The organism is Xanthomonas citri pv. mangiferaeindicae, from assembly GCA_002240395.1.
GTDB lineage: Bacteria > Pseudomonadota > Gammaproteobacteria > Xanthomonadales > Xanthomonadaceae > Luteimonas > Luteimonas citri_A.
Genome location: CP016836.1, coordinates 3,839,570 through 3,865,165, shown reverse-complemented (window position 1 = coordinate 3,865,165; position 25,596 = coordinate 3,839,570). Strand labels below are relative to the sequence as shown.

Genomic DNA, 25,596 nt, shown 5'->3' with positions numbered 1-25,596 from the left:
CCAGGTCGCCAGGGGCGGCCGGCACGCCATGCCGGCGCAGATAGTCCGGTGTGCCGACGACGATGCGTTGCTGCGCACCGCCGATGGGCCGGCGACGACATCCTGGGCGAGCGACTGGCCGAGCCGGATGCCGGCATCGAAGCGCCCGCCACGAGGTCGGACAGGGTGTCGTCGGTGAACAGCTCGACCTGGATGTCGGGATAGCGGCCAGGAAGTCGGGCAACCGCGGCACCACCAGCAGGTCGGCGGCCAATCGCGAGAGATTGATTCGCAGCAGCCCGCTGGCTGGCCACTGCCGGCGCGTGCCTGCTGCATCGCGATGTCGATGCGGTCGAGCGGGGCGTCGATCTGTTCGAGAAACGCGCGCCCGGCCTCGGTCAGCGTGACCCGGCGCGGCTGCGGTGCAGGAGCCGCACACCGAGCCGGGCCTCGAGCGCGCGCACGCCCTGGGACACCGCCGACGGCTGACGCCCGCGGCATCGGCCGCGCGGGTGAAGCTGCCCAACCGCGCGACGCTGCGGAATGCGGTCAGGCCGGCGAGGGTTTCGTGCTTGGACATGAAGCAGAACTTACAGCCCGGTGAAGCCCGATCCGCTGTTTCCGGCGTGTCGCCGGCAGGACAGTGTGTGCCCCCGCCCCCGAGAGTCGCCATGACCGCCTTGTCCGCCTTGCTCGCGTTGTCCATCGCCACCGGCCCTGAACAGACCACGCCACCGGCGCCCGCGCTGGCAGCGCGGCTCGACGCCGTGCTCGATACCGCGGTGCAGGAGCAGCGGATCGTCGGTGCGGTGCTGCAGGTCGAGCGTGATGGACGCACGGTGTACCGGCGGGCGGTGGGCCAGATCGACCGCGAGGCTGGCCGCCCGATGCCCGACGACGCAGTGTTTCGCCTGGCCTCGGTCACCAAGCCGATCGTGACCTTGGCGGCGCTGCGCCTCGTCGATCAGGGCCGGTTGCGGCTGGACGACCCGGTCACGCGCTGGATTCCGGCGTTCCGCCCCGCGCTGGCGGACGCCGCGTGCCGACGATCACCGTGCATCACCTGCTCACGCACAGCGCAGGGCTCGGCAATCCGGCGCGCAGCCGCCGATGGGCCGTATCACCGGCTCGGCGTGTCGGATGGACTCGACCGCACAACGCTGACGCTGGCGCAAACGTGCAGCGGATCGCCGACGCGCCGCTCGCGTTCGCACCGGGCACCGGCTGCGGTACTCACTGGCGATCGACGTGCTCGGCGAGGTCGTCGCCCAGGCGCACGGCACCGATCTGCCGCGCGCGGTGGCCGACCTCGTCACCGGACCGCTCGGCATGACGGACACGGCGTTCTGGGTGCCGCCGTTGGATCGGGTCGCGGTGCCCTACGTCGATGGCGTTCCGGTGCCGCGCGGATGACCGGTGCGATGGACATGCCGCTGCCCCCGGGCTGGCGTGTCGCTGCGCTTCGATCCCGAGCGTGCGTTCGATGCGCAGGCCTTCGCATCGGCGGTGCGGGCATGCTCGGCACGGCCGACGATGTCGTGCGCGCGCTCGAGGTGTTCCATGGTCGCGGGCCGGCGTTCCTGCAGGCGGCCACCATCGCCCAGGCGAGGCGCGACCACGTAGGCACAGCTGCAGCCACGCAGGGGCCGGGCTGGGCTTCGGCTACGGGCGCGGTGCTCGTCGATCCAGTTGCCGCCGCCACCCGGCAGGCGCCCGGCACGCTGCAGTGGGGCGGGGTATACGGCCACACCTGGTTCGTCGATCCGGCCAACGGCCTGACCGTCGTGCTGCTGACCAACACCGCGTTCGAAGGCATGTCCGCGCACTGCCGCGCGAGGTCCGCGATGCGGTGTATGCGGCGAGTAGCGCCAGCAGGCGATGCCATCGCCCATGCCGTGCCCGTCGCTGATTGGGCACCGATGCGCCAACAGCGCGTTTCAGCGTGCTGGTGCGTGCGCTTAATCCCGCACCTGGCTGGGTGTGGTTTTGCCGGGTTTCGTGTCCGAGGTGCGAAGCGCGCGTCTATCACCGCATCGCGTGCGGTGAATAGCATGCTCAATCGCCGCAAGCGTTGGCACGTGCGCGGTCGTTAGCCGCGTCGCAGGTGGATCGCCCAATAGCCGAACCCGACACAAGCGCCGCCGAGGATGTTGCCCAGTGTCGCCCACAGCAGGTTGGCGCCGGCGCTGGCCCAGGACAGCTCGGCAGGCGGCACGATGCCGCTGGCGGACGCGCCAGCAGGCCGAGCGGCAGCAATGACATGTTGGCGATGGAATGCTCTAGCCGAGCGCGACGAACGCTGCGATCGGCGGCACGATCACCGCGACCTTGTCGACCGCGTCTTGGCGCCGACCGCCATCCACACGGCCAGGCAGACCAGGATGTTGGCGAGGACGCCGCTGGCAAGGATGGTGACCGGGGATTTCGCGGTCTTGGTCGCGGCGAGCTCGATTGCCGACGCCGCGACGGTGCCGTCGCCGCCGCAGGCAGGCCGGCGGCGATCGCCAGCAGCACCAGCGCGAGCGCGCCGACGAGGTTGGCCAGCCAGACCACGCTCCAGGCACGCAGCAGACGTCTCGGACTGAGGCGGCGCTGGGCGAGCGGCAAGGTCATCAGCGTATTGCCGGTGAACAGTTCGGCGCCGGCCAGCAGCACCAGGATCAGGCCGAGCGCGAAGCCGGTGCCGATCGCAAGTTGCGCGGGCCGTAGGGCAGGTCCTCGGTGCCGGCGCCAAGCAACGCGGCCATCAGGCTGCCGAAGCCGATGTAGGCGCCAGCCAGGATGCCCAGGCCGATTATCGCGCCGAGCGGCCGATGGGCCTTGTCGACGCAGGTCTCGGACATGGTCTTGGCGATGGCATCGGGCGGTGGCATCGCAGGGGAAGGCGTCGTCATCGGCGCGGTCCGTGCGGAGGGACAGGTGTAGCGGATGCGGGGTGAACGTGGCGGCCAGAGCGTTTTCGCGAACGGCTGCCCCATCCCAACCTTCCACCGTGAAGGGCGCAATGCCCCGTGCACGGGGAAGGAGACAAGCAGCCGCTCGCGTGGTGGCACCCCACCGCGCGGGGAAGGAAACAGGCGATGGAAGGAGAAAAAGAGGGGCCCGGGCGGTTACCTCCCCCGCGTGCGGGGAGGTCGGTGCCGTGGGCACCGGGTGGGGCGGGTTCGCAGGTACGAGGGCTCGAGCCATGACCGGTGCAGGAGATGCCGATGGGAGGATCAGCACGGTGCGTCTTCCGCAATGGCCTTCACGCGTGCCGTCCTAGCCTCGAGGCTCTACCCATCGGGACAACGCCATGACCACGCAAGCCGGCAAGACGCAGGGCGGCGGCGCGCCGCAGGACGACGACACCACGCGCACCCCACCGCGCGATCCGAAGACAGGCATCGACCGCGAGGTCGGCGATCTCGATGATCCGGATGCGCCGGATAACGACGATGCACTGCCGGGCGTGCAGGCGGGGACTGGCGGGCGGATGACGCCGAGCGCGTCTGCGACGCACCGCTTCGATCGCCGTTGGTGCGCGCAGCACACCTGCGAAAGCGACACGTTGCGACCCGCGACATTGCGTTCGCGACAACATCGCGTCGGACGCGACACTCGGGTTCTTGCGGTCGACGCGCACATTGGGGTCATCGTCCGCATTGAAGTCACCGAAACGCACGAGACGAGGTTGTCGCCTCGTGCGTTTCGATGCGAAGCGCCAGGCCTGCGATCGGACGATATCAGGCGACGTCCGGCAAACCGGGCAGCAGCTTGTCGAGCGTGATCGGGTAATCGCGCACGCGCACGCCGGTGGCGTTGTGGATGGCGTTGGCGATCGCGGCACTGACGCCGCACAGGCCCAGTTCGCCGACGCCCTTGGCCTTCATCGGGGAGCTGTCGGCGTCGGCTTCATCCAGGAACACGACCTCCTGCTCGGGCACGTCGGCATGCACGGGGACTTCGTAGCCGGCAAGGTCGTGATTGACGAAGAAGCCGAGGCGCTCGTCGACGGCCAGTTCTTCCGACAAAGCGGCGCCGATGCCCATCGTCATCGCGCCGATGACCTGGCTGCGTGCCTGCTTCGGGTTGAGGATGCGGCCGGCGGCGCACACGGCGAGCATGCGGCGCACGCGGGTTTCGCCAGTCAGCGCGTCAACACCGACTTCGCAGAAGTGCGCAGCGAACGTGGACAGCTGTTTGCGCTTGTCGAGGTCGCCAAACTCGATCGCATCTTCGACGACGATCTGGCCGTCGCCGGCCACCTCGGCAAGCTTCATTGCACGTCCGCCGCCGCGCACTTCGCCGTCGACGAACTCTGCGGTCGCCGGATCGAGGTCGAGCCGGGTCGCGATGACTTCGCGCAATTTCATGCAGGCGGCATAGACGCCGGCGGTCGCGCTGTTGGCGCCCCATTGGCCGCCGGAACCGGCGGAAGCGGGGAAGGCGGAATCGCCAAGCTTGACCTCGATCTGGTCGATCGGCAGCCCCATCGTTTCGGCAGCGGTCTGCGCAATGATCGTGTAGCTGCCGGTACCGATGTCGGTCATGTCGGTTTCGACCGTGACCCGGCCGTCGGGCTGCAGGCGCGCACGGGCGCCGGACTTGGTGACCGGCGCATTGCGGAAGCCGGCGGCCATGCCGAGGCCGACGAGCCAGCGGCCATCGCGGACGCTGCCATGCGCGGCACGGCGATGCCAGCCGAAGCGCTCGGCGCCCTGGCGCAGGCATTCGACGAGCTGGCGCTGCGAGAACGGCCGCTCGGGCTTCTCGGGATCGACCTGGGTGTCATTGCGAATGCGGAACTCTACCGGGTCCATGCCGAGCTTCTCGGCCATTTCGTCCATGGCGATTTCCAGCGCCATCAGCCCAGGCGTCTCGCCCGGCGCACGCATCGCGTTGCCCTCCGGCAGGTCGAGCGTGGCCAGCCGCATCCTGGTCATGCGGTGTTCGCCGGCGTAGAGCAGGCGGGTCTGCTGGATCGCGACCTCCGGGTCGCCGCCGGGCAGGTTGCCTGACCAGCTCTCGTGGCCGATCGCGGTGATGCGACCGTCGCGGCGCGCGCCAATGCGAATGCGTTGCTCGGTTGCCGGGCGGTGCGTGGTGTTGTTGGCGATCAGCGGGCGGTGCAGGGCGACCTTGACCGGGCGCTTGGCCGCGCGTGCACCGAGTGCGGCGAGGATGGCGTCGGCGCGCACGAACAGCTTGCCGCCGAAGCCGCCGCCGATGTACGGCGAGACCAGACGCACCTTCTCCGGCGCAAGCCCGAGCGTGCGGGCGACGTCGCCGCGGCTCCAGGCGATCATCTGGTTCGACGTCCAGATCGTCACGTGGTCGCCGTCCCAGGCCGCGAGCGAGGCCATCGGTTCCATCATCGCGTGCGACTGGTCGGGCGTGGTGTAGGTCGCGTCGAGCGTGACCTCGGCCGATGCAAATGCGCTGTCGAAGTCGCCGACCGCTGTGTCGGCCGGCGTGTCGCCCTCCGGCTTGATGGCGCGGTCCTTCTCGGCATGCAGCGAGAAGCGACCGGGCTCGCGCGCATAGGTCACGCGGACCAGTGCGGCTGCGGCGCGCGCCTGCTCGAAGGTCTCGGCGACGACCAGCGCGATGGCTTGGTGGTAGTGCTCGATCGCCGGGCCGCCGAGCAAGGTCGCGGTGTTCATCTTGCCCTTGCCGAGCTCGCCGGCGTTGCGCGCAGTGACGACTGCCAGCACGCCCGGCGCGCGTTCTGCGGCCGAGGTGTCGAGCGCGGCGATGCGGCCCTTGGCAATGCCCGCGCCGACGACGTGGCCATAAGCGGCGCGTTCGGTGACGTCGTGCCATTCGTAGGCATAGGGGGCGGTGCCGGTGACCTTGTGTGGGCCGTCGATGCGGTCGAGCGGCTGGCCGACCACACGCAGGCGGTCGATCGGGTTGGGGCCGGCAGGGGTGTCGAATTTCATGCGCGGGTCTCCTGTGCGTCGACGAGCACGGCCGCGATCGTGCGCTGGGCGAGCGTGAGCTTGAAACGGTTGTCGTCGGTGGGCGTGGCGCCCTCGAACAGGCGCGCAGCGACGGCGGTCGCGCCGTTGGACAGTTCGGCATCGGCGGCGTCGCTGCGCCAGGGCGTGTGCGCGACGCCGCCCACGGCGATGCGGCCGCGGCCATCGTCGTGCACGATCGCCGCGACCGACACCAGCGCGAAGGCGTACGAGGCGCGGTCTCGGACCTTGCGGTAGAGCTGGCGGCCGCCGACTGGCGGTGGCAGCACGACCGCGGTGATCAGTTCGCCGGGGCAAGCGCGGTCTCGCGCTGCGGTGTGTCGCCGGGTGCGAGATACAGATCGGCGAGCGCGATGCGACGTTCGCGTCCGTCGGGCTGGACGGTCTCCACCGCCGCATCGAGTGCGCGCATCGCGACCGCCATGTCGCTGGGATGGGTCGCGATGCAGGCGCGGCTGCCGCCGATGACCGCGAGCTGCCGGCTGTAGCCGTCGAGCGCGCCGCAGCCGCTGCCGGGCAGGCGCTTGTTGCACGGCTGCGCGGTGTCGTAGAAGTAGGGGCAGCGTGTGCGCTGCAGCAGGTTGCCGGCGGTGGTGGCGCGGTTGCGCAACTGGCCGGACGCGCCGGCGAGCAGGGCGCGCGACAGTACCGGATAGTCGCGGCGCACACGGGCATCGGCGGCAAGATCGGTGTTGCGCACCAGCGCGCCGATGCGCAGGCCGCCATCGGGTGTCGCGTCGATGGTGTCCAGTGCCAGGCCATTGACGTCGATCAGCTGCGCGGGGGTCTCGATCTCGAGCTTCATCAGGTCGAGCAGGTTGGTCCCGCCGGCGATGAACTTCGCGCCCGGCGCGCGGGCAGCGGCTGCCGCGGCCTCGGCCGGGAGGTGGCACGCGTGTAGTCAAAGGCCTTCATGCGCCAGCCTCCGTTGCGCGACGGCTGCCGGCCACATCCTCGATCGCGTCGAGGATGTTGGCGTAGGCACCGCAGCGGCAAAGGTTGCCGCTCATGCGCTCGCGGATCTCGTCGGGGTTGAGTGCGGGACGCGCGGTGAGGTCGCCGGTGACATGGCTCGGAATGCCGTCGCGCACTTCGTCGAGCACCGCCACCGCCGAGCAGATCTGCCCAGGCGTGCAATAGCCGCATTGGTAACCGTCGTGCTTGACGAAGGCGGCCTGCATCGGATGCAGCCGCTCGGGCGTGCCGAGGCCTTCGATCGTGGTGACCTTGGCGCCGGTGTTCATCACCGCCAGTGTCAGGCAGGTATTGATGCGGCGGCCATCGACGATCGCGGTACACGCGCCGCACTGGCCGTGGTCGCAGCCCTTCTTGGTGCCGGTGAGCTGCAGGTGCTCGCGCAGCAGGTCGAGCAGTGTGGTGCGGGTGTCGACCTCGCGCTCAATGCGTCGGCCGTTGACCTCGAGCGTGACGCGCTGCATGACGGGTGGGCGGGGCGGCGCGGCGGTCACGGAGGCGGTGGCGGCCTGGGCGATGCCGGGCGCGGCGACAGCGCCGGCCGAGGCCGCGCCTGCTTTGAGCAGCTCGCGGCGGGAGAGCGGGGACATGGCGGAATCCTTCTGGCTGGCGACCGGGGGCACGGGCTGGCGGGGATTGGTGTGGGGCGGAAGATGCGCGCGCGGCGTGCGCACGTGAACGAGATGCACAGCGAGCGTGCCGGTCGTGGCGTGTCGAGGGGATCAAGAATGCAGCGGGTTGTTGATCGGCGTGCGCGGCATGCCTATTCATTCGCCGCAAGCAGATGCGATCTGCGGACTTGCGGCGTGCTGGCGGTGGGGGGCCACCGGTCGCGACCGCCACCGATCTCAGCTGCACAGGGGCCTGCATGCTCGCGGGCGTTGATTCGGCGCGTGTAGACCGCGACCGTGACATGCAATTGTGGGCGCCTACGCGTGTGCGCCGCGCCAGAGCTGCAGTTGCGTGGCGATGCTCAACGCAATCGCCGCCGCGCCGCGGCCGCAGCCGGGAACACCGACCGGCGACTGCAGGCGCTCGGCGAGCGCGTCGCGATCTTGAGCGCGCAGCAACTTGAACAGGTCGCGACGCCGACGCTCGGGCCCGAGCAGGCCGATGAAGGGAATGTGTGAGGCCGCCAGTGCTTCGAGTGCATCGCGGTCGGCCTCGAAGCCGTGGTGCATGACCAGCGCGACGTCGGCATCGGCGTGGGCGGTGATCGCGGCGGTGGGGGGGACCTCGATCACGTCGATGTCCGGCGCGACGCGGGCGCGCCAGGCGGGGCGGGCCTCGGCGATGACCACACGCCAGCCCAGCGTGCGCAGCATGGGCACGAGTACCGGCGTTTCCGGCCCGGTGCCGAGTACGAGCGCGAACGGCATGCGTCGCACGCTGATTGGCCAGAGGTCCACTTCGGAGGGCGGCACCGGCCCGCTGGGCAGGCGCCAATGCCATCGGCGTGCGCCGATGCGCCAGTCGATGGCGCCTTCGCGATCGAGCGTGATCGTCAGGTCCTGGTGTTCGGCGAGCCAGGCCTGCACTGCGGTGTCGATGTCGTCTAGCGCAGCGAGCGGCAACAAGGCGATCAGCTGGCGGCCGCGACAGCCCACGGCCGAGCCCAGGAACAGCGCACCATCGTCGGTGGTGTCGATCTCCAGCCAGCCGATGCGTTTGCCGTCCGCGGCCTCCATCGCCAAGCGCGCGATCTCGGGTTCCAGACACCCGCCGCTGATCCAGCCGTGCTGCAGAGCCTCGCCGAACAGCGCGAGCGTGCCAGGCGCGGCATAGGTCGAGCCCTCGGTCTCGACAACGATCGCCAGCACCGGGCGCGTCCCTGCCGCCAGCGCATCGCGCGCTGCCCGCAGCACCGCGCCGGGGTCGCCGTCCGCAAAGCGGGAGGGCGGCGCCTGCGGACGTGGCGTCGATGCCGGTACGGTCGGCATCGGCGACGTGCGGAGCAGGGGAGCGACTGCGGCCATCGGGATCGGGAGCGCCGGCAGCGGAGCGTGATACCGGACAGAAGCGAAGGAGCAGCCAGCGTCTATCAGCGGGTGTGAAGGAGGGTTGTAGGTGGTGCGGGTGGCTGGTTGAGCGCTTCGGGCAAGGCGGCCCCCATCCCAACCTTCCCCCGCAAGCGGGGAAGGAGCAAAAACACCGCCGCGCGCAGATCACCTCCCCCGCCTGCGGGGAGGTCACCGCGCTTGCGGCGGGTGGGGGCAGGGCTCTGCGCGCGCGCTAGCCGCGGTGCGCGCGATCGGCGCCGACGGCGGCGGCGCCACGCAGCAGCATGCGGATCATCTTCGCGAGATCGTCGACCAGGGCGTCGTCGCGTTCGGGCGGAGAGTCGAGCGCGGTGCCGCCCAGCGCGAACACCAGGCGGGTGATCGCCCGGGCCACCAGCGCGGGTTCGTGGAAGGCCGCGCCTTGCGCGGCGGCGATGCGCACCAGATCGGCGCGCAGTTCGTCCTCGAAGAAATGCAATTGCCGATCCACCGCGCGCTTGAACGCGTCCGAGCCCACAGTGCCTTCGCGCAGCAACACATGCAGCAGTTTGTCGTCTGCGCGCAGGCGTTCCATGAACGCCTCCAGCGAACCGCGGACGATGCTGCGGCCCGAGACCGCGCGCTTGCGGGCGTCGCCGACGATGCGGCGCAGGGATTCGCCGGCCTGGTCGATCAGCGCGACGGCCAGTTCGTCCATGTCGTGGAACTGGCGATAGAAGCTATTCGGGGCGATGCCGGCTTCGCGCGCGACTTCGCGCAGGCTCAGCGTCGAAACGCTGCGGTGCGGACCGATCAGGCGCAGCGTTGCGGCGATCAGGTCATCGCGGACGATGGTCGGCTTGCGGCCGGGTTGACCGTCCTGAGCGGCGGGATCGCCGGCGGGCGCGGGAGCGGTGACGGTCAAAGGGGAAGCCAGGTGAAGCGGGCGACCAGCATAACAGTGCAGCCGGAACGTCCGCCTGACCGCGGGAGACGGCGCGCTGAACAATTAATGCACAACTGTATACACGCCTGTGCGGATGCCTGTACAGTCGCGCCATGTCCGCCGTCTCCCCGCTTGTCTCCCGCCCGCGCAGCCCGCTTCGTCGGCTTGCCGCGCCCTTCGTCGCACCCCCGGTGTTCGACTTTTGGGCCCGCCGGCTGCATCCCACGTGGACCTGGGAGCGGCCGCTTGCACGGGTCGTCGGCCGGGTGCCGGCCGCCGACGGAGCGGTCACGCTGACCTTGCAGCCCAATCGCCACTGGACGGGGGCGCAGCCGGGCCAGCACGTGAATCTCGGCGTCGAGATCGACGGCGTGCGCATCACGCGCAGCTACAGCCTCGATGCGCCGGTCGCGGCCGATGGCCGGCTGACGATCACGGTCAAGCAGGTCGAGGGCGGCCGCGTCAGCGGGCATCTGCTCGAGCGCGCACGGCGTGGCGACGTGTTCGATATTGGTCCGGGCTTCGGCGACCTGGTGCTGTCCGAGGTGCCGCAGGGCAGTTGGCTGCTGCTGGCGGCCGGCAGCGGGATCACGCCGATGATGGCGCTGATCCGGCAACTCGCCGCGCAGGACATGCCGGTGCCGGTCACGCTGTTGTACTGGGTGCGTCATCGCGCGCAGGCCTGTTTCGTCGCGGAACTCAGGACCTTGGCCGCACGCCATGCCGGATTCGACGTGCGCTTCCTCCTGACGGGCGAAGTGCCAGCGGCCGACGACGAAACGGCGGGCCGCATCGATGCTGCGTTGTTGGACACGCTGGTGCCCGATCTTGCGCAGCGCCAGGTCTATGCCTGCGGGCCCGGCGGCTTTGTCGCCACCGCGCAGACGCTGCTCGACGGGCGCGTGCCGCTGTTGCGTAGCGAAGCCTTTACACCGCCGCCAAGCCCGCCGGTCGACGATGCCGGCACGGTGTCGGTGCAGTTGGCGCGCAGCGGACGCGCGCTTGTACTGCCGCGCGGCACCAACCTGCTTGCCGCCCTCGAAGCCGAGGGGCTCAAGCCCCGGTCGGGCTGCCGCATGGGCATCTGCAACACCTGCGCCTGCGGTAAGGCCGCAGGCGCTGCGCGCGACCTGCGCACCGGTCACGTCCACGGCGAGCCCTCGGCTGCGCTGAAGCTGTGTGTCAGCAGCGCGGTCACCGATCTCGTTCTCGATCTGTAGAAATTTGCGGAGCTCCCTGATGTCCAAGACCACCGCCCGCCGATTGGGCGCGCAGGAACTCGAAGCCTTCGGCGCCGAACTCGATGCGCTGCACACGCGCACGATGGCGCAGGTGGGCAAGGTCGATGCCGACTACATCCGTCGGATCGTTGCTGCGGTGCGCTGGACGGGCCTGGCCGGTCGCGCGCTGTTGATGCTCGGTGCGGTCGCCGGCGCGTTCGTGCCGTGGGTGCTGTGGGCGGCGTGGCCGCTGGGCGTGCTGTTGCTGGCGCTGGCCAAGATCCTGGAGAACATGGAGGTCGGGCACAACGTGATGCACGGCCAGTACGACTTCATGGGCGATCCGCAGCTCGAGGGCCAGCGGTACGAGTGGGACATCGTCGCGACCGGCGACAACTGGCGGCATTCGCACAACTACCGCCATCACACGTACACCAATGTGCGCGGCATGGACGACGACATCGGTTACGGCCTGCTGCGGATCTTTCCCGAGCAGCGCTGGAAGCCGTTCTACCTGCTGCAGCCGCTGATCGCGCCGGTGTTCGCGCTGTACTTCCAGTGGGGTGTGGCGATCCAGGAACTGAAGGTCGGTCGCTGGTTCGCTGGCAAGATGCCCAAGGGCAAGCTCGCGCGCGATTTCGCGCCGGTTGGCCGCAAGATGGGCCGGCAGTTGCTCAAGGACTACGTGCTGTTCCCGGCGCTGGCCGGGCCGTTCTTCCTGCCGGTGCTGCTGGGCAACCTGGTCGCCAACGGCCTGCGCAACATCTGGACGTTCGTGGTGATCTTCTGCGGCCACTTCACCGCCGATGCCGAGGTGTTCCCGAAGGACTGCCTGCGCCAGGAGACCCGCGGCCACTGGTACCTGCGCCAGTTGCGCGGCTCGTCGAACATCGGCGGTGGCCGGCTGATGCACCTGCTGACCGGCAACCTGAGCCACCAGATCGAGCATCACTTTTATCCCGACGTGCCGGCGCACCGCTATGGCGCAATGGCGGTCGAGGTGCGCGAGATTTGTGCGCGCTACGGCCAGCCTTACAACACCGGATCGCTGCTGCGGCAGTTCGGCCAGGTGACCTGGCGGATCGTGCGGCATGCCTTCCCGAGCCGGCCGCGCCGCGCGCCGGCGCCGCGCGTCGGCGCCCCGCAGCAGGCCTGAGGGGCAAAGACGCGACCGCACGCGGCCGACACGGCGGCGGGCCGATAATGCCGGCCGCTTCCGCTTGTCAGGCCGCCCCATGCCCAAGTCGCCGTCGTCGATGCCGCCCGGTCCCGCGCACTGCGTGCGCGTGCGTGGCGCGCGCGAGCACAACCTCAAGGACATCGATGTCGACATCCCGCGCGATGCGCTGGTGGTGTTCACCGGTGTGTCGGGCTCGGGCAAGTCGTCGCTGGCCTTCGGCACGCTGTTTGCCGAGGCGCAGCGCCGTTATCTCGATTCGATTTCGCCCTATGCGCGCCGGTTGATCGACCAGGCGGGCGTGCCGCAGGTCGATGCGATCGAGGGCCTGCCGCCGGCGGTGGCGCTGCAACAGGCGCGCGGCACGCCGACCGCGCGCTCGTCGGTGGGCAGCCTGACGACGATCTCCAACTCGCTGCGCATGCTGTACTCGCGCGCCGGCGACTACCCACCGGGGCAATCGATCATCTACGCCGACGGGTTCTCGCCCAATACGCCGGCCGGCGCCTGCCCGACCTGTCACGGGCTGGGCCGGATCTACGACGCGACCGAGGCGTCGATGGTGCCCGATCGCAGCCTGACGATCCGCGAGCGTGCGGTCGCGGCGTGGCCGGGCGCCTGGCACGGTCAGAACCAGCGCGACATCCTGACCACACTCGGCATCGACGTCGACGTCCCGTGGTCGAAGCTGCCGAAGAAGACCCGCGACTGGATTCTGTTCACCGACGAGCAGCCGGTGGTGCCGGTGTATGCCGGCTTCGGCCTGGACGAGGTGCAGCGTGCGCTGAAGAAAAAGATGGAGCCCAGCTACATGGGCACCTTCACCAGTGCGCGGCGACACGTGCTGCACACCTTTGCCAACACCCAGAGCCCGCAACAGAAGAAGCGCGCGGCGCAGTACCTGATCGGCGCCGACTGCCCGGAGTGCGACGGCAAGCGACTGCGCCGCGAGGCGCTGTCGGTGACCTTCGCCGGGCTCGATATCGCCGCATTCTCGCAGCGCCCGCTCGACGAACTCGCCGGCCTGCTGGCCCCGGCCGCGGCCGGCGAGACCCATGCCCGCGCGCATCCGGAGCAGGCGCTGGCCGCGCAGCGCATCGCACAGGACCTGCTGGCCCGCATTGCGGTGCTGCAGGACCTGGGGCTGGGCTATCTGACGCTCGCGCGCAGCACACCGACGCTGTCGCCGGGTGAGTTGCAGCGCTTGCGCCTGGGCACGCAGATCCGCTCGCAGCTGTTCGGCGTGGTCTACGTGATGGATGAGCCCTCGGCCGGCCTGCATCCGGCCGATGCGCAGGCGCTGCTGCGCGCGCTCGACCAGCTCAAAAGCGCCGGCAATTCGCTGTTCGTGGTCGAGCACGAGATCGATGTGATCCGCCATGCCGACTGGATCGTCGACGTGGGGCCGGCCGCGGGCGAGCAGGGCGGCCGGGTGCTCTACAGCGGACCGCCGGCAGGCCTGGCGGACGTCGAGGCCTCGTCGACGCGGCGCTATCTGTTCGCCGGGCACGCCCCCGCGGCCAGCCGCCTGCGCGCGCCGGCCGGCTGGCTGCAACTGCGCGACATCGTGCGCAACAACGTGCGCGGACTCGATGTCGACCTGCCGCTGGGCGTGTTCACGACGGTGACCGGCGTCAGCGGCTCGGGCAAGTCGTCGCTGGTGAGCCAGGCGCTGGTCGAATTGCTCGGCGCGCACCTGGGCCAGGCCGCCGATGCCGACGAGGCGCCGCTCGATCCGCTCGAACGCGGCGTCGAGACGCCCGTCGAGGGCCGTATCGTCGGCGGACTCGACGCGGTGCGCCGGCTTGTGCGCGTGGACCAGAAGCCGATCGGGCGCACGCCGCGCTCGAACCTGGCGACCTACACCGGCCTGTTCGACCACGTGCGCAAGCGCTTCGCCGACACGCCGGCTGCACGCCGTCGCCGGTTCGATGCCGGGCATTTCTCCTTCAACGTCGCCAAGGGGCGCTGCGCGACCTGCGAGGGCGAGGGCTTCGTCAGCGTGGAGCTGCTGTTCATGCCCAGCGTCTACGCGCCATGCCCGACCTGCCACGGCAGCCGCTTCGATGCGAAGACGCTGACGATCACGCTGCGCGGCAAGACCATCGCCGACGTACTGGGCATGACTGTCGCCGAAGCCGCGGCGTTCTTCGAGGACGACGCCGCGATCGCGCGACCGCTGCAGGTGCTGCTCGAAGTTGGTCTGGGGTATCTGCGGCTGGGTCAGCCGGCGACCGAGCTGTCGGGCGGCGAGGCCCAGCGCATCAAGCTGGCCAGCGAGCTGCAACGCGCGCAGCGGCGCGGCACCGTCTATGTGCTCGACGAGCCGACGACCGGCCTGCACCCGAGCGATGTCGACACCTTGATGACGCAACTGCACGGGCTGGTCGACGCGGGCAACACGGTGATCGTCGTCGAGCACGACATGCGCGTGGCGGCTGCCAGCGACTGGGTCGTCGATATGGGGCCGGGTGCGGGCGCGGCGGGCGGCCATGTGGTCGTGGCCGGGACGCCGGCGGCCGTCGCCAAGCATCGCAACAGCCGGACCGCGCCGTTCCTGCGCGAGGGGATGGGTGAGGTCGTACGCCGTCAGTCTGACGTGCAGACGCCCGAGCCGCCGCGCAACTAAGGCGAGATCGAGAACGCCACGAACGCGCCGATCTCGCCGGCGTCGGACTGGATACGTTCCACACGCAAGGTGCGGTTGCCGACGGTCAGCGTATCGCCGGCGCGCAGTTCGAGGGCCTCGATCTGGTCGGCCGGCGTCCTCGCCAGCGGTTGCAGCTTGGGCCAGCGCCGGACATGGGCGATCTTCGCCTCCGGGGGAGCTACCAGTTCCAGGCGGGTCGATCCGATGTCCAGGCTGCCATGCAGCGGCAGGACCGCGTGCTCGGGTGGCACGGGTGCGATTGCACCTGTGTCGCTCGCCGGCGACAGGGCGATCCAGCCGCCGGGTTCGCCGTGACGGATCTCCGACACCCGCAGGAATCGGCCGCCGGCGGGCAGGATTGCATCTGGCTGCAGGCGGTGGTGCACCGACCAGGCCGGCTCGGCCTCGCTCCAGACATCAAGCAGGGCGCCGCCGCGTCCGTCGGCGCCGACGTAACCGAGCCGTTGGCCCTGCCACGTCGAGGCGGCACCCTGGCGGATCTGGAGGACATCGTCTTGCATGGGAGCCCCGGAAGAAGCAGAAGTGGACGCCGACGACGGCGTAGGAGCCGTGCACCCGGCCGCGATGCCAAGCGCCATCACACTGGCAAGCAGCGGCCCCGGGCGGACAGGCCGGACATGCGTGTGGTGGCGCGGGAACGATCGCATGGGCCGATGCTACCGCACCGGCCCGCGATCGCGGTTCCGGTATCTGCAGTCGCGACCGGAGACCAGTATCGACGTGCGCATCGCGCTGGCAAGGTCGCGGAGGCGGAGGATGTCGCCGTTACTCGGTCGCCGCGCTGCTGACCCAGCCGTAGACCTCCTGATAGCCCGAGTACGGCATGATTACGTCGGAACTGCCCCAGGGATTGTCGAGCACGACCACGTCCTCGCTGGCGACGACTGACTCACCGGTCGTGGGATCCACATAGGACGTGCCCGCGGGAATGACCTCGCTGACCGCGTAGGCGTGCCCGCCGGCAATGCCGTAGTGCTCGATCAACGCCTGTTGTTCTTCGGTGATCTCCGGCAGCCAGTTGCCGTCCCCGTCCTTGAAGCTCGGGGTCCAGGCGACGGTCGCCTCGCCATCGGCGAGGCGTCCGCGCATCTGCTCGGCCGAGACCTCGTCCGTGCCGGCGGTCTGCGCTTTCGCACCAAGAATGTGTTCCATCACGTCGGCTGGCATGACCCCGGTTTCGTAGGTGAGGTCGCCGTCCTTGTACTGCTGGGCGTAGGCGGCCTCGATGATGGCCGGCCAGACTTCCTCGCCGTTGGCGCCCACGTCCGCCGGATTCGCCGCGCCGCCGGTGAACGGACCGCTGACGGTCACCTCGACCGGCTTGAAGAAGGCGAAGCCGAGGATCTCGACCTTCTCCTGGAACGTCACTGTGTAAGTGCCATCGCCATTGTCCTGGATCATGTTCTGGATGACCGAGGGGTCGTGCTGGGCGATGGTGTGCAGCGTGGACAGCACCGCGCAGCTGCCGTAGCCGTCCTGCTGGATGTCGTTGGGATCGACGGTGTGCCGGTCGTCTTCGCCGCGGACGAACGGGGTCTGCTCGGGGTCTCGGCTTTGGGCGAAGACTTGGGGTCGAGCGTCGGCGGCAGAAAGGTGGCCCTGAGGGCGTCGGGGGCGGCAATGTGCATCGTGGACCTCGGCGATCGTCAGCAGGTGGAAGGCTAGCGCGCGCGGCCCGATCGGGGCATTGGGGTGGACCCTAGCCTGGCGGTTGCCCGATCCTGCCTGGCTGTGGCACAAGCATCGACCGGCCGATCGGGCCGCTGCAGCGACGGGGACGATGGCACGACCGGACAAGGGGAGCGCGGGGCGGCTGGCCGCGTGGGGTGTGGCGGCGCTGCTGGCGCTCCCGGCGATCGTGATGGCGGCCGGGCCGGATGCCGACGACTACGCGCGCGCGCTGGCACTGCGCGCGCAGTGGAGCGGCTTGACGCGCAATGTGACCTGGCCGGCGCGCTGGACCGACGACGGGCGCTTCCATTACCGCGCGACGGTCGAGGGCGGCTTCGCGTTCCTGCGCTACGACCTCGCCGGCGGCGGGGCGCGCCGCGCGTTCGACCACGACGCGATCGCGACCGCGTTGGGTCGCGCCGACGGCACGCGCCATGATCCACTGCACCTGCCATTCGACGCGTTCGACTACGAGGCAGGCGGTCGCGCGATCGCGTTCCAGGTCGGCGACGTGCGCTGGGGCTGCACGCTGCAGCCCGCGCACTGCGCGCCGAAGCCAGCGCGCCTGGGTCGTCCGCGCGCATTCGGCGTGGTGCGCGACCTCACAGTGGCCGCCGACACGACGCCGCGACCATCGCCCGACGGCCGTTACGAGGCCCAGGTCGAAGGCGACAACGTCGTCGTGCGCCGGGTCGCCGATGGCCAGGTGGTGCTGCGTGGCAGCGGCGGGAGTGCGGCGGCGTTCGACGATCCGCAGACGCTGGCTTGGTCGCCCGATTCGCGCTGGTTGGCGGTCTATCGCGTCGTGCCGGGCGATCGCCGCGAGGTCGTGCGGGTGGAGACCGCGCCGCGCGACCAGCGCCAGCCGCGGGTGCACACCCAGCTCTATCCCAAACCCGGCGACCGGGTCGATATCGAGCGGCCGGTGCTGTTCAATATCGCGCAAGGCCGGCAGTTGGAGATCGACGCCTCGGCGTTCGCCAACCCCTACCGGCTCTCGCCGATCCAGTGGCGTCGCGACAGCGGCAGCTTCGCGTTCGAGGTCGTGCATCGCGGTCACCAGCGCGTGGACGTGATCGCGGTCGACATGCCGCCCGGCGATGGCGCGGCGATTGCCCGGGTCGCGATCGCCGAGCCCGGCGCCACGTTCGTCGACACCTGGCGCGGGTTCCGCCACGAGGTCGACGGGCTGGGCGAGGAGATCGTCTGGGTATCGGAGCGCGACGGCTGGCGTCACCTGTACCTGTTCGACGGCCGCAGTGGTGCGATCCGCCAGCAACTCACCCGCGGCGACTGGGTCGTGCGCGACGTGCTGCGTGTCGACGAGGCCAAGCGCGAGGTCTGGTTCACCGCCAGCGGCATGGACGCCGGGCGCGATCCGTACTTCCGGCAACTGTTCCGCGTCGGCCTCGACGGTGGCGACCCGGTGCGCTTGACCGACGCGGACGCCGACCACGACATCGCACTGTCGCCCGATGGCGCGTACTACGTCGACGTGTACTCGCGGGTGGATCTGCCGCCGGTGATGGAACTGCGCCGCGCCGACGGCCACCTGGTCGCGGAGATCGCGCGCGGCGACATCACAGCGCTGCGCGCGGCCGGCTGGCGGCCGCCCGAGCCATTCGTCGCCAAGGGCCGCGACGGTGTCACCGACATCTGGGGGCTGGTCGTGCGCCCGCGCGACTACGATCCGGCGCGGCGCTACCCGGTGATCGAGAACATCTACGCCGGTCCGCACGATGCATTCGTGCCCAAGACGTTCTGGCCGTTCGGCTATCACTCGGGTGGCGACAAGCCGATCGGCATGCAGGCGCTGGCGGATCTGGGCTTCATCGTCGTGCAGATCGACGGCATGGGCACGGCGCATCGGGGCAAAGCTTTCCACGACGTGGCGTGGCGCAACCTGGGCGACTCGGGCTTCCCGGACCGCATCGCCTGGCACCGCGCGCTGGCCGCCGTCGATCCGGCCTACGACATTTCACGCGTGGGCATCTACGGCGCCTCGGCCGGCGGCCAGAGCACGCTCGGCGCGCTGCTGTTCCATCCCGAGTTCTACAAGGTCGGTGTGGCCTGGAACGGCTGCTACGACAACCGCATGGACAAGATCAGCTGGAACGAGCAGTGGATGGGCCTGCCCGAAGGCGAGGGCGATCACTACGCGCGCGCGTCCGGCGTCGACAATGCGCACCGCCTGCAGGGCGAGTTGCTGCTGATCCTCGGCGAGCAGGACGACAACGTCGACCCGGCCTCGACGATGCAGGTCGCCGACGCGCTGATCCGCGCCGGCAAGGATTTCGAACTGCTCGCGATTCCTGGCGGCGGCCATACCGTCGGCCGGTCCAGCGGGCCGATCGACTACGCGCACCGCCGCCAGGCCGAGTTCTTCGTCCGCCACCTGCTCGGCGCCGCACCGCCGCGCTGGAACCGCGTTGCGGCCGCCGCCCCATGAATCCGTTGTCCAGGAGTTGCCCCATGTCCATGCCGCCGCGCCGTCGCACGACGCTGTCCGTCCTCGCCCTGTCGCTCTCGCTTGCGGTCGGCGCCGCCGTGCCGGCATGGGCGCAGGACGCGCCCGCCGCTCCGCTGGCCGCGCCAGCCAATGCCGCAGAAACCGCCTTGCGCGCGCTCTACACGCAGGAGTGGGCGTGGCGACAGCAGGAGTTCGTGCGCGTGAAAGTCGACGGGCGCTGGCAATCCGGCGACCGGCTGCCGTCGGTGACCCCCGAGGCCTGGGCGCGCCGCGCCGACTACTGGACCCGGACGCTGGCCGGGCTCGATGCCATCGACGCCAAGGCGCTCGGCAGCGAGGAGCGCATCAATGCCGCGGTGTTCCGCGCCACCCTTCAAGCCAACGTCGCCAATGCGCAGTGGCGCACCTACGAGGCGCCGTTCAACAGCGACAGCTTCTTCTGGGGTGGCATCAATCCGCGCCAGCCGTTCCAGACCGAGGCCGACTGGCGCCGGTTCATCGGCCGGCTGGCGGACGTGCCGCGGTACTTCGACGAGCAGATCGCGAACATGGAGCGCGGCCTGGCGCGGGGCTGGAGCGTGCCGCGGGCGACGTTGGACGGCCGCGACAACACGCTCGATCCCTATGTGCAGACGGGTGAGGGCAATCCGCTGCTGGCGACCTTCGAGCGCATTCCCGCGAGCATCCCCGAGCCGGTGCGCACGCAACTGCGCGACGAGGGCAGGCGCGTGGTGCTGGAACGCGCGATCCCGGCGTACTCCAAGCTGCTGGGCTTCATCCGCGGCGAGTACCTGCCGCGCACGCGCACCACGCTCGCCGCCAGCAATCTCCCCGACGGCCGCGCGTTCTATCGCGCGCAGATCCGCGAGTACGTGACCCGCGACATGGACCCGCGGCAGATCCACGACCTGGGCCTGGCCGAGGTCGCGCGGATCACCACCGAGATGGAGCAGGTCAAGCAGCGCGCCGGCTTCACCGGCACCTTGGCGCAGTTCATCGAGTTCCTGCGCACCGATCCGCAGTTCTACGCGACCACGCCGCGCGGGCTGCTGGCCGAGGCGTCACTGATCGCCAAGAAGATCGACGGCCAACTGCAGTACGTCGTCGGCACGCTGCCGCGCTACCGCTTCACCATCCTGCCGGTGGCCGACGACATCGCGCCGATCTACACCTCCGGTCGTGGCGGGCTGGAGGCCTGCTTCTTCAACACCTACGACCTGCCGTCGCGGCCGCTGTACAACCTGCCGGCGCTGGTGCTGCATGAGTGCGCGCCGGGCCACAGCTTCCAGGCCGCGCTCGCGCTCGAGGCGCCGGCACGTCCGGATTTCCGTCAGCAGACCTACTTCTCCGGCTACGGCGAGGGCTGGGGGCTGTACACCGAGTGGCTGGGCACGCGCATGGGCCTGTACGAGACGCCGTACGAAGAGTTCGGGCGGCTCACGTTCGAGATGTGGCGCGCGGCGCGGCTGGTGATCGACACCGGCCTGCACGAATACGGTTGGACGCGCGAGCAGGCGATCGATTACCTCGCCAGCCACACCGCGCTCGCCAAGCACGATGTCGTGACCGAGGTCGACCGCTACATCTCCTGGCCGGGCCAGGCGCTGTCGTACTACATCGGCTACAAGACCCTGCTCGACCTGCGCGCCGAGGCCGAGCGCGAACTCGGGCCCGCGTTCGACCAGCGCCCATTCCACGACACGATCCTGAATCTGGGCTCGGTGCCGCTGCCGGTGCTCGAGACGGAGGTGCGCCGCTTCATCGCGGAAGAGAAGGCGAAGCCGGCCGCGCAAGGCTGACCGACGGCGCAGGCGCGCGGTCTCACGGTTTGAGACATCGCCGCGGCAGGCTGTGCGCATGTCGCGACGCACCGGCAGCGCCGATCTTCCCCTGCATGGCGGGCGCGTGCCCGCGTGGCTGGGTCAGCGCATGACCCGGCTGGGGGCGGTGCTGTGCGAGGCCATCGTGCTCGAGTACGGGCGTGCCGAGCTGCTGCGCCGGCTGGCGCATCCGTTCTGGTTCCAGGCCTTCGGCGCGGTGATGGGCATGGACTGGCACTCGTCGGGCATCACCACCAGCGTGGTCGGCGCGCTCAAGCGCGGGCTGGCGCCGTTGTCGGGCGAACTCGGCCTGCATGTCTGCGGCGGGCGTGGGCGGCATTCCCGGGCCACCCCCGATGAACTGCTGGCGGTCGGCGCACGCAACGGACTCGATGGCGCGGCGCTGGCGCGCACCAGTCGGCTGGTCGCCAAGGTCGACAGCGCGGCGGTGCAGGACGGCTTCGATCTCTATCTGCACGGCTTCATCGTCGCCGACGATGGCCAGTGGGTCGTGATCCAGCAGGGCATGCACGGCGGGCGTGGACAGGCGCGTCGCTACCACTGGCTGTCCGAGGGCCTGGAGAGCTTCGTCGATGCGCCGCATGCGGCGATCGACGGGCCGGGGCAGGGGCGGATCGTCAATCTCGCCGATCGGCGCGCCGCCGCCTCGCGCGCATCGCAGGTCGCACTGCTGCAGGAGATGGCGCCGGCGCGACTGGTGCAGGAATTCGGGCAGCTGGAACGGGCGGCGGGTGCGGCGCCGGCACGTGTTCGGCCTGCGACATCGACGCAGCCGACGCCGGGCACGACCGGCGATCTGTTCGCGCCCATCGGTGGTGACGCGGCCCCGCTGCAGCCGCACCTGAGTCTGCCCGATCATCACGACGTACGCAGTGGCGATGTCGTGCTGCGGCGGCTGCATGGCGCGCTGGCCGCGGCCGCCGAGTGTGGGCCGCGCGATTTCACCGAGCTGCTGCAGGTGCCTGGGGTGGGCGCGCGGACAGTGCGTGCGCTCGCGCTGGTGGCCGAGGTCGTGCACGGCACGCCGTGCCGGTTCAGCGATCCGGCGCGGTTCTCGCTGGCACACGGGGGCAAGGACCGACACCCGTATCCGGTGCCCACGCAGGTGCTGGACCGCACGATCGAGGTGATGCGCACCGCGGTGACGCGCGCCAAGCTCGGCAACGACGACCGGTTGGCGGCGATCCGTCGGCTCGATGCGCAGTCGCGCGCGCTGGAAGCGACCGCGGGCGGTCCGTCATTGGCGGCCTTCCTGGCCCAGGAGCGCGCCGCCTCGCACACTTATGGCGGACGCAGCGTGTTCGGCTGGGAGCCGCCGGCCGATGACGCAGGCGCGTCACGCGCGGGTTGAGGTATTCGCGAGGCGTCTGCCCCCGCCTCAGCCTGCACCCGTAAAGGGCGCAATGCCCCGCACGCGGGCAGGGTGAGGCATCGGCGTGGGCGTTCGCCCCACCCCAACCCTCCCCCGCGTGCGGGGGAGGGAGATTTCCATCCACGTTCGAGGCGGGCGAATCCTCAACCCTCCCCGCGCGCGGGGAAGGGAGGTTCCGCAGAAAGAATCCCAAAGAGTCGAAGCCCCTTCGCGCGCGCGGGAGGGAGGCAGGAATGCGCCCCCAAGTCGCTCCAGAGACCTCGCTCGCTCGCGCGCGCGGGAGGAAGCAGCGAGATTTCGCCGGGGCGCGGCTCGTTGCCCTCGCTCGCTCGCGGGAGGGAGGGAGGATCGACCGTTCGATGGGGGAAGGGTCCAAGGTCCGCGCGCGCGAGCGGGAGGGAGTGTTGCTGGCGATTGGGGAGGGCGCTGCCTCGCGGGGAGCGTTGCCTCGTAGGGCGAGCGGCGCTTTGCGGTAGGGTCACCTCCTCCGCGTTGCGGGGGAGGTCGGCGCGCATTGCGCGCCGGGTGGGGGCACGGCTCCGCGCAGGATCCTCAAGGCACCGCGTAGCCCGCCTCGCGCAGCAGGCGGGCGGTCTCGATCAGCGGCAGGCCGACCAGTGCGGTCGGGTCGTCGCTGGTGATCGCCTCGAACAGGGCGATGCCCAGACCTTCGCATTTGAAGCTGCCGGCGCAGTCGAAGGGCTGTTCGGCGTCGACGTAGCGCTCGATCGTCGCCCGGTCGAGGGTGCGGAAGCGCACCTGCGTGCGATCGAGGGCCTGGCGTGCCGGCTCGCCATTGCGGACCAGGGCGACCGCGGTATGGAACACCACGGTGCGGCCGGCCATCGCCGACAACTGGACGATGGCGCCGTTGCGGTCGCCGGGCTTGCCCAGCGGCGCGCCATCGAGCGCGGCGACCTGGTCGGAGCCGATGACCCAGGCGTCCGGTGCATGGGTCGCCACGTCGACCGCCTTGGCCAGCGCCAGGCGTGTCGCCAGCGCCTGCGCGTCCTCGCCCGGGGCTGGCGTCTCGGACACCTCGGGGCGCCGGCATTCGAAGGGCAGGCGCAGGCGGGCGAGCAGGTCGCGGCGGTAGGGGGAGGTGGAACCGAGGATCAGGGGCGCGGGCATCGTGGGTCCTGTGCAGCAGGGGGCAGGGCGGGTGGAGCGGAGAGGCGCGGCGTGCGCCGTCATCATCGCCTGAATGGGTGGGCGATCGCGGAGTGGCCGCCCGCGCCGCTACAATACCGACCCATCGGCCGGCGCCCGCAGTGCGATCGGCCCGTGTCGAACGATAACGGCAGCATCGCCGGGCGGTCGAAGACGATTCCGGGGCGATGGCGTATTTGACAGGCTCTCGGCACGTCTTTAACATTCAGCGGCTTATGTCCGCGCAAATGCCCGAGTTGGTCGATGCTTGGCGTCTGGTCGCGGCCGGAAGCCGTCTGGAAGCCAAGGTTCCGTTGTCGTCGATGTCGCGTCTGCGCGACGTCCTGGCCGATACCGAGGCCGACGATGTCGTCTGCTCGATCGAGTTCGGTCGCGACGCGCTGCAGATCCCGTATGCGGAACTGCGGATCGACGCGATGCTGCCGCTGATGTGTCAGCGCAGCCTGCAGCGGTTCGTGTTGCCGGTCGGGACGGTGCAGCGGTTGGGTCTGATCCGCGACGAGGCGGACGAGGCCGGGCTGCTGCCGGACTACGAAGCGCTGCTGGTCCCCGAGGACGGCATGTTGTCGCCGGCCACGCTGGTCGAGGACGAGCTGATTCTCGCGGTGCCGCTGATTCCGGCGGCCCCGGGGTCGGAAACGGTCGAGCGCGATTGGCCGGTGTCGACCGAAGAAGAAACACGCGTCAATCCGTTCGCGGCATTGGCGGATCTCAAGAAAGAACGAAACAACTGAACCTGTTGCTGGAGCAATTCCCATGGCTGTGCAGAAATCCCGAGTGACCCCGTCCCGCCGTGGCCAGCGCCGCGCGCACGACAAGCTGAGCGCCAAGCTGCTGTCGACCGACCCGACGACCGGCGAGACCCATATCCGCCACCACGTCACGGCCGATGGCTACTACCGCGGCAAGCAGGTGATCCAGCCCAAGACGCGGATCGTCGAGGAAGACTGAAGTCTCCCCGGGTCCGTCGCGTCGCGGCGGACCCTTCGGCGTGTATCAAGCGTTTTGAGTATCACGCTTTCCAGGCGACGCGCCGCGTTGCGGCATAGCGCCGGTCGCTTTCGCGAATTCGCGGACGCTCCGGTCGCCGCCGTCCTTTCCAAGACGTTCATGAGGCGAGGGCAGTCCGCACGATGAGCAGCGAACGCATCTATTCCCGCATCGCAGGCACCGGCAGTTATCTGCCCGAGAAGGTGCTGACCAACGACGACCTGTCGAAGATTGTCGACACCAGCGATGAGTGGATCGCATCCCGCACCGGCATTCGCGAGCGTCACATCGCGGCCGAAGGCGAGACCACCAGCGATCTGGCCTTTCACGCCGCCACCCGCGCGATGGAGGCGGCCGGTGTCTCGGCCAGCGAGCTCGACCTGATCATCGTCGGCACCACCACGCCCGACATCATCTTCCCGTCCACCGCGTGCCTCCTGCAGGCGCGGCTGGGCGCGGGCGGCTGCGGCGCGTTCGACGTCAACGCGGCCTGTTCTGGCTTCCTGTTCGCGATGTCGGTCGCCGATAAGTTCATCAAGTCCGGCGATGCGAAGACCGTGCTCGTGGTCGGCGCCGAGACGCTCACCCGCATGGTCGACTGGACCGAGCGCACCACCTGCGTGCTGTTCGGCGACGGTGCCGGTGCGGTGGTGCTCAAGGCCGATCGCGAGACCGGCATCCTCAGCACCCATCTGCATGCCGATGGCGCGAAGAAGGAACTGCTGTGGAATCCGGTCGGCGTGTCGGCCGGCTTCAAGCCCGACGAGCCCAATGCCGGTGTGCGCATCCGCATGGCCGGCAGCGAGGTGTTCAAGTACGCGGTCAAGGCGCTCGACTCGGTGGTCGACGAGACGCTGCACGCCAATGGCCTGGATCGTCACGACATCGACTGGCTGATCCCGCATCAGGCCAACCTGCGCATCATCGAAGCCACCGCCAAGCGGCTGGATATGCCGATGGATCGGGTGGTCGTGACGGTGGACCGGCACGGCAACACCTCGTCGGGATCGGTGCCGCTGGCGCTGGACGAGGCGGTGCGGTCGGGCCGCGTCGAGCGCGGCCAGTTGCTGCTGCTGGAAGCCTTCGGCGGCGGATTCACTTGGGGTTCGGCGCTGCTGCGCTACTGAGTGCCGATCGTGGCGCGCGCGTGACCGGTCCGGCCCCGCGCGGAC

17 protein-coding genes and 2 pseudogenes are annotated in these 25,596 nt (G+C 70.0%); 10 read left to right on the top strand and 9 right to left on the bottom strand.

Going from position 1 to position 25,596, the window contains the following annotated elements; all coding sequences use genetic code 11:
* Positions 1-677 precede the first annotated feature (677 nt).
* A pseudogene (locus tag BEN78_16870) lies at positions 678-1,888 on the top strand (hypothetical protein).
* Positions 1,889-2,639: 751 nt separating this feature from the next.
* Here the strand turns inward: BEN78_16870 and BEN78_16865 are convergent.
* The 6 genes and pseudogenes from BEN78_16865 to BEN78_16840 form a co-directional block, all read right to left on the bottom strand.
* Positions 2,640-2,852 (bottom strand): hypothetical protein, encoded by a 213-nt coding sequence (locus BEN78_16865; GenBank protein ID ASR44793.1) that lies wholly within the window; start codon positions 2,850-2,852, stop codon positions 2,640-2,642.
* An 852-nt stretch (positions 2,853-3,704) separates the two neighbouring features.
* Entirely contained in the window at positions 3,705-5,903 is a 2,199-nt protein-coding gene (locus BEN78_16860; GenBank protein ID ASR44792.1) for a xanthine dehydrogenase, read from the bottom strand.
* A pseudogene (locus BEN78_16855) lies at positions 5,900-6,857 on the bottom strand (molybdopterin dehydrogenase). Before BEN78_16855 ends, BEN78_16860 begins: the two are co-directional and overlap by 4 nt.
* Positions 6,854-7,507, bottom strand: coding sequence for an aldehyde dehydrogenase iron-sulfur subunit (locus BEN78_16850; GenBank protein ASR44791.1), 654 nt, complete (start codon positions 7,505-7,507; stop codon positions 6,854-6,856). Before BEN78_16850 ends, BEN78_16855 begins: the two are co-directional and overlap by 4 nt.
* A gap of 339 nt (positions 7,508-7,846) precedes the next feature.
* Positions 7,847-8,737, bottom strand: coding sequence for a hypothetical protein (locus BEN78_16845; protein ID ASR45209.1), 891 nt, complete (start codon positions 8,735-8,737; stop codon positions 7,847-7,849).
* Between the two features lie 412 nt (positions 8,738-9,149).
* The gene (locus BEN78_16840; protein ID ASR44790.1) at positions 9,150-9,821 is read right to left on the bottom strand and encodes a TetR family transcriptional regulator; all 672 of its coding nucleotides are present in this window, start codon (positions 9,819-9,821) and stop codon (positions 9,150-9,152) included.
* A gap of 134 nt (positions 9,822-9,955) precedes the next feature.
* Here BEN78_16840 and BEN78_16835 point away from each other — a divergent pair, with 134 nt between their 5' ends.
* The 3 genes from BEN78_16835 to BEN78_16825 all read left to right on the top strand — a co-directional run bounded on the left by BEN78_16835 (position 9,956) and on the right by BEN78_16825 (position 14,868).
* The gene (locus BEN78_16835; protein ID ASR44789.1) at positions 9,956-11,062 is read left to right on the top strand and encodes an oxidoreductase; all 1,107 of its coding nucleotides are present in this window, start codon (positions 9,956-9,958) and stop codon (positions 11,060-11,062) included.
* Between the two features lie 19 nt (positions 11,063-11,081).
* Positions 11,082-12,218: an acyl-CoA desaturase gene (locus BEN78_16830; GenBank protein ID ASR44788.1), complete on the top strand. Its 1,137-nt coding sequence runs from the start codon at positions 11,082-11,084 to the stop codon at positions 12,216-12,218.
* Between the two features lie 79 nt (positions 12,219-12,297).
* Entirely contained in the window at positions 12,298-14,868 is a 2,571-nt protein-coding gene (locus tag BEN78_16825; protein ID ASR44787.1) for an excinuclease ABC subunit A, read from the top strand.
* Here BEN78_16825 and BEN78_16820 read toward each other — a convergent pair.
* Positions 14,865-15,410, bottom strand: coding sequence for a hypothetical protein (locus BEN78_16820; GenBank protein ASR44786.1), 546 nt, complete (start codon positions 15,408-15,410; stop codon positions 14,865-14,867). The genes BEN78_16825 and BEN78_16820 overlap by 4 nt on opposite strands.
* Before the next feature lie 265 nt (positions 15,411-15,675).
* A complete protein-coding gene (locus tag BEN78_16815) occupies positions 15,676-16,365 on the bottom strand; it encodes a hypothetical protein (GenBank protein ID ASR44785.1) in 690 nt (229 codons plus the stop codon).
* A gap of 325 nt (positions 16,366-16,690) precedes the next feature.
* Between BEN78_16815 and BEN78_16810 the strand changes: the two genes are divergently transcribed.
* From BEN78_16810 to BEN78_16800, 3 genes are read left to right on the top strand one after another with little or no spacing between them, the layout of a single operon-like run.
* On the top strand, positions 16,691-19,030 hold the full coding sequence (locus tag BEN78_16810; GenBank protein ASR44784.1) for a peptidase S9: 2,340 nt from the start codon (positions 16,691-16,693) through the stop codon (positions 19,028-19,030).
* Between the two features lie 29 nt (positions 19,031-19,059).
* Positions 19,060-20,850 carry a hypothetical protein gene (locus BEN78_16805; GenBank protein ASR44783.1) on the top strand — a complete coding sequence of 597 codons (1,791 nt, stop codon included), beginning with the start codon at positions 19,060-19,062 and terminating at the stop codon, positions 20,848-20,850.
* A gap of 58 nt (positions 20,851-20,908) precedes the next feature.
* A complete protein-coding gene (locus BEN78_16800; GenBank protein ASR44782.1) occupies positions 20,909-22,243 on the top strand; it encodes a hypothetical protein in 1,335 nt (444 codons plus the stop codon).
* A gap of 573 nt (positions 22,244-22,816) precedes the next feature.
* Here BEN78_16800 and BEN78_16795 read toward each other — a convergent pair.
* Positions 22,817-23,395 carry a septum formation protein Maf gene (locus BEN78_16795; protein ID ASR44781.1) on the bottom strand — a complete coding sequence of 193 codons (579 nt, stop codon included), beginning with the start codon at positions 23,393-23,395 and terminating at the stop codon, positions 22,817-22,819.
* Between the two features lie 254 nt (positions 23,396-23,649).
* Here BEN78_16795 and BEN78_16790 point away from each other — a divergent pair, with 254 nt between their 5' ends.
* From BEN78_16790 to BEN78_16780, 3 genes are all read left to right on the top strand, one after another.
* Positions 23,650-24,168 (top strand): hypothetical protein, encoded by a 519-nt coding sequence (locus tag BEN78_16790; protein ASR44780.1) that lies wholly within the window; start codon positions 23,650-23,652, stop codon positions 24,166-24,168.
* A gap of 22 nt (positions 24,169-24,190) precedes the next feature.
* Positions 24,191-24,385 carry a 50S ribosomal protein L32 gene (locus BEN78_16785; protein ID ASR44779.1) on the top strand — a complete coding sequence of 65 codons (195 nt, stop codon included), beginning with the start codon at positions 24,191-24,193 and terminating at the stop codon, positions 24,383-24,385.
* Positions 24,386-24,567: 182 nt separating this feature from the next.
* Positions 24,568-25,551, top strand: a complete 984-nt coding sequence (locus BEN78_16780) for a 3-oxoacyl-ACP synthase (protein ID ASR44778.1) — start codon at positions 24,568-24,570, stop codon at positions 25,549-25,551.
* Positions 25,552-25,596: the final 45 nt, after the last annotated feature.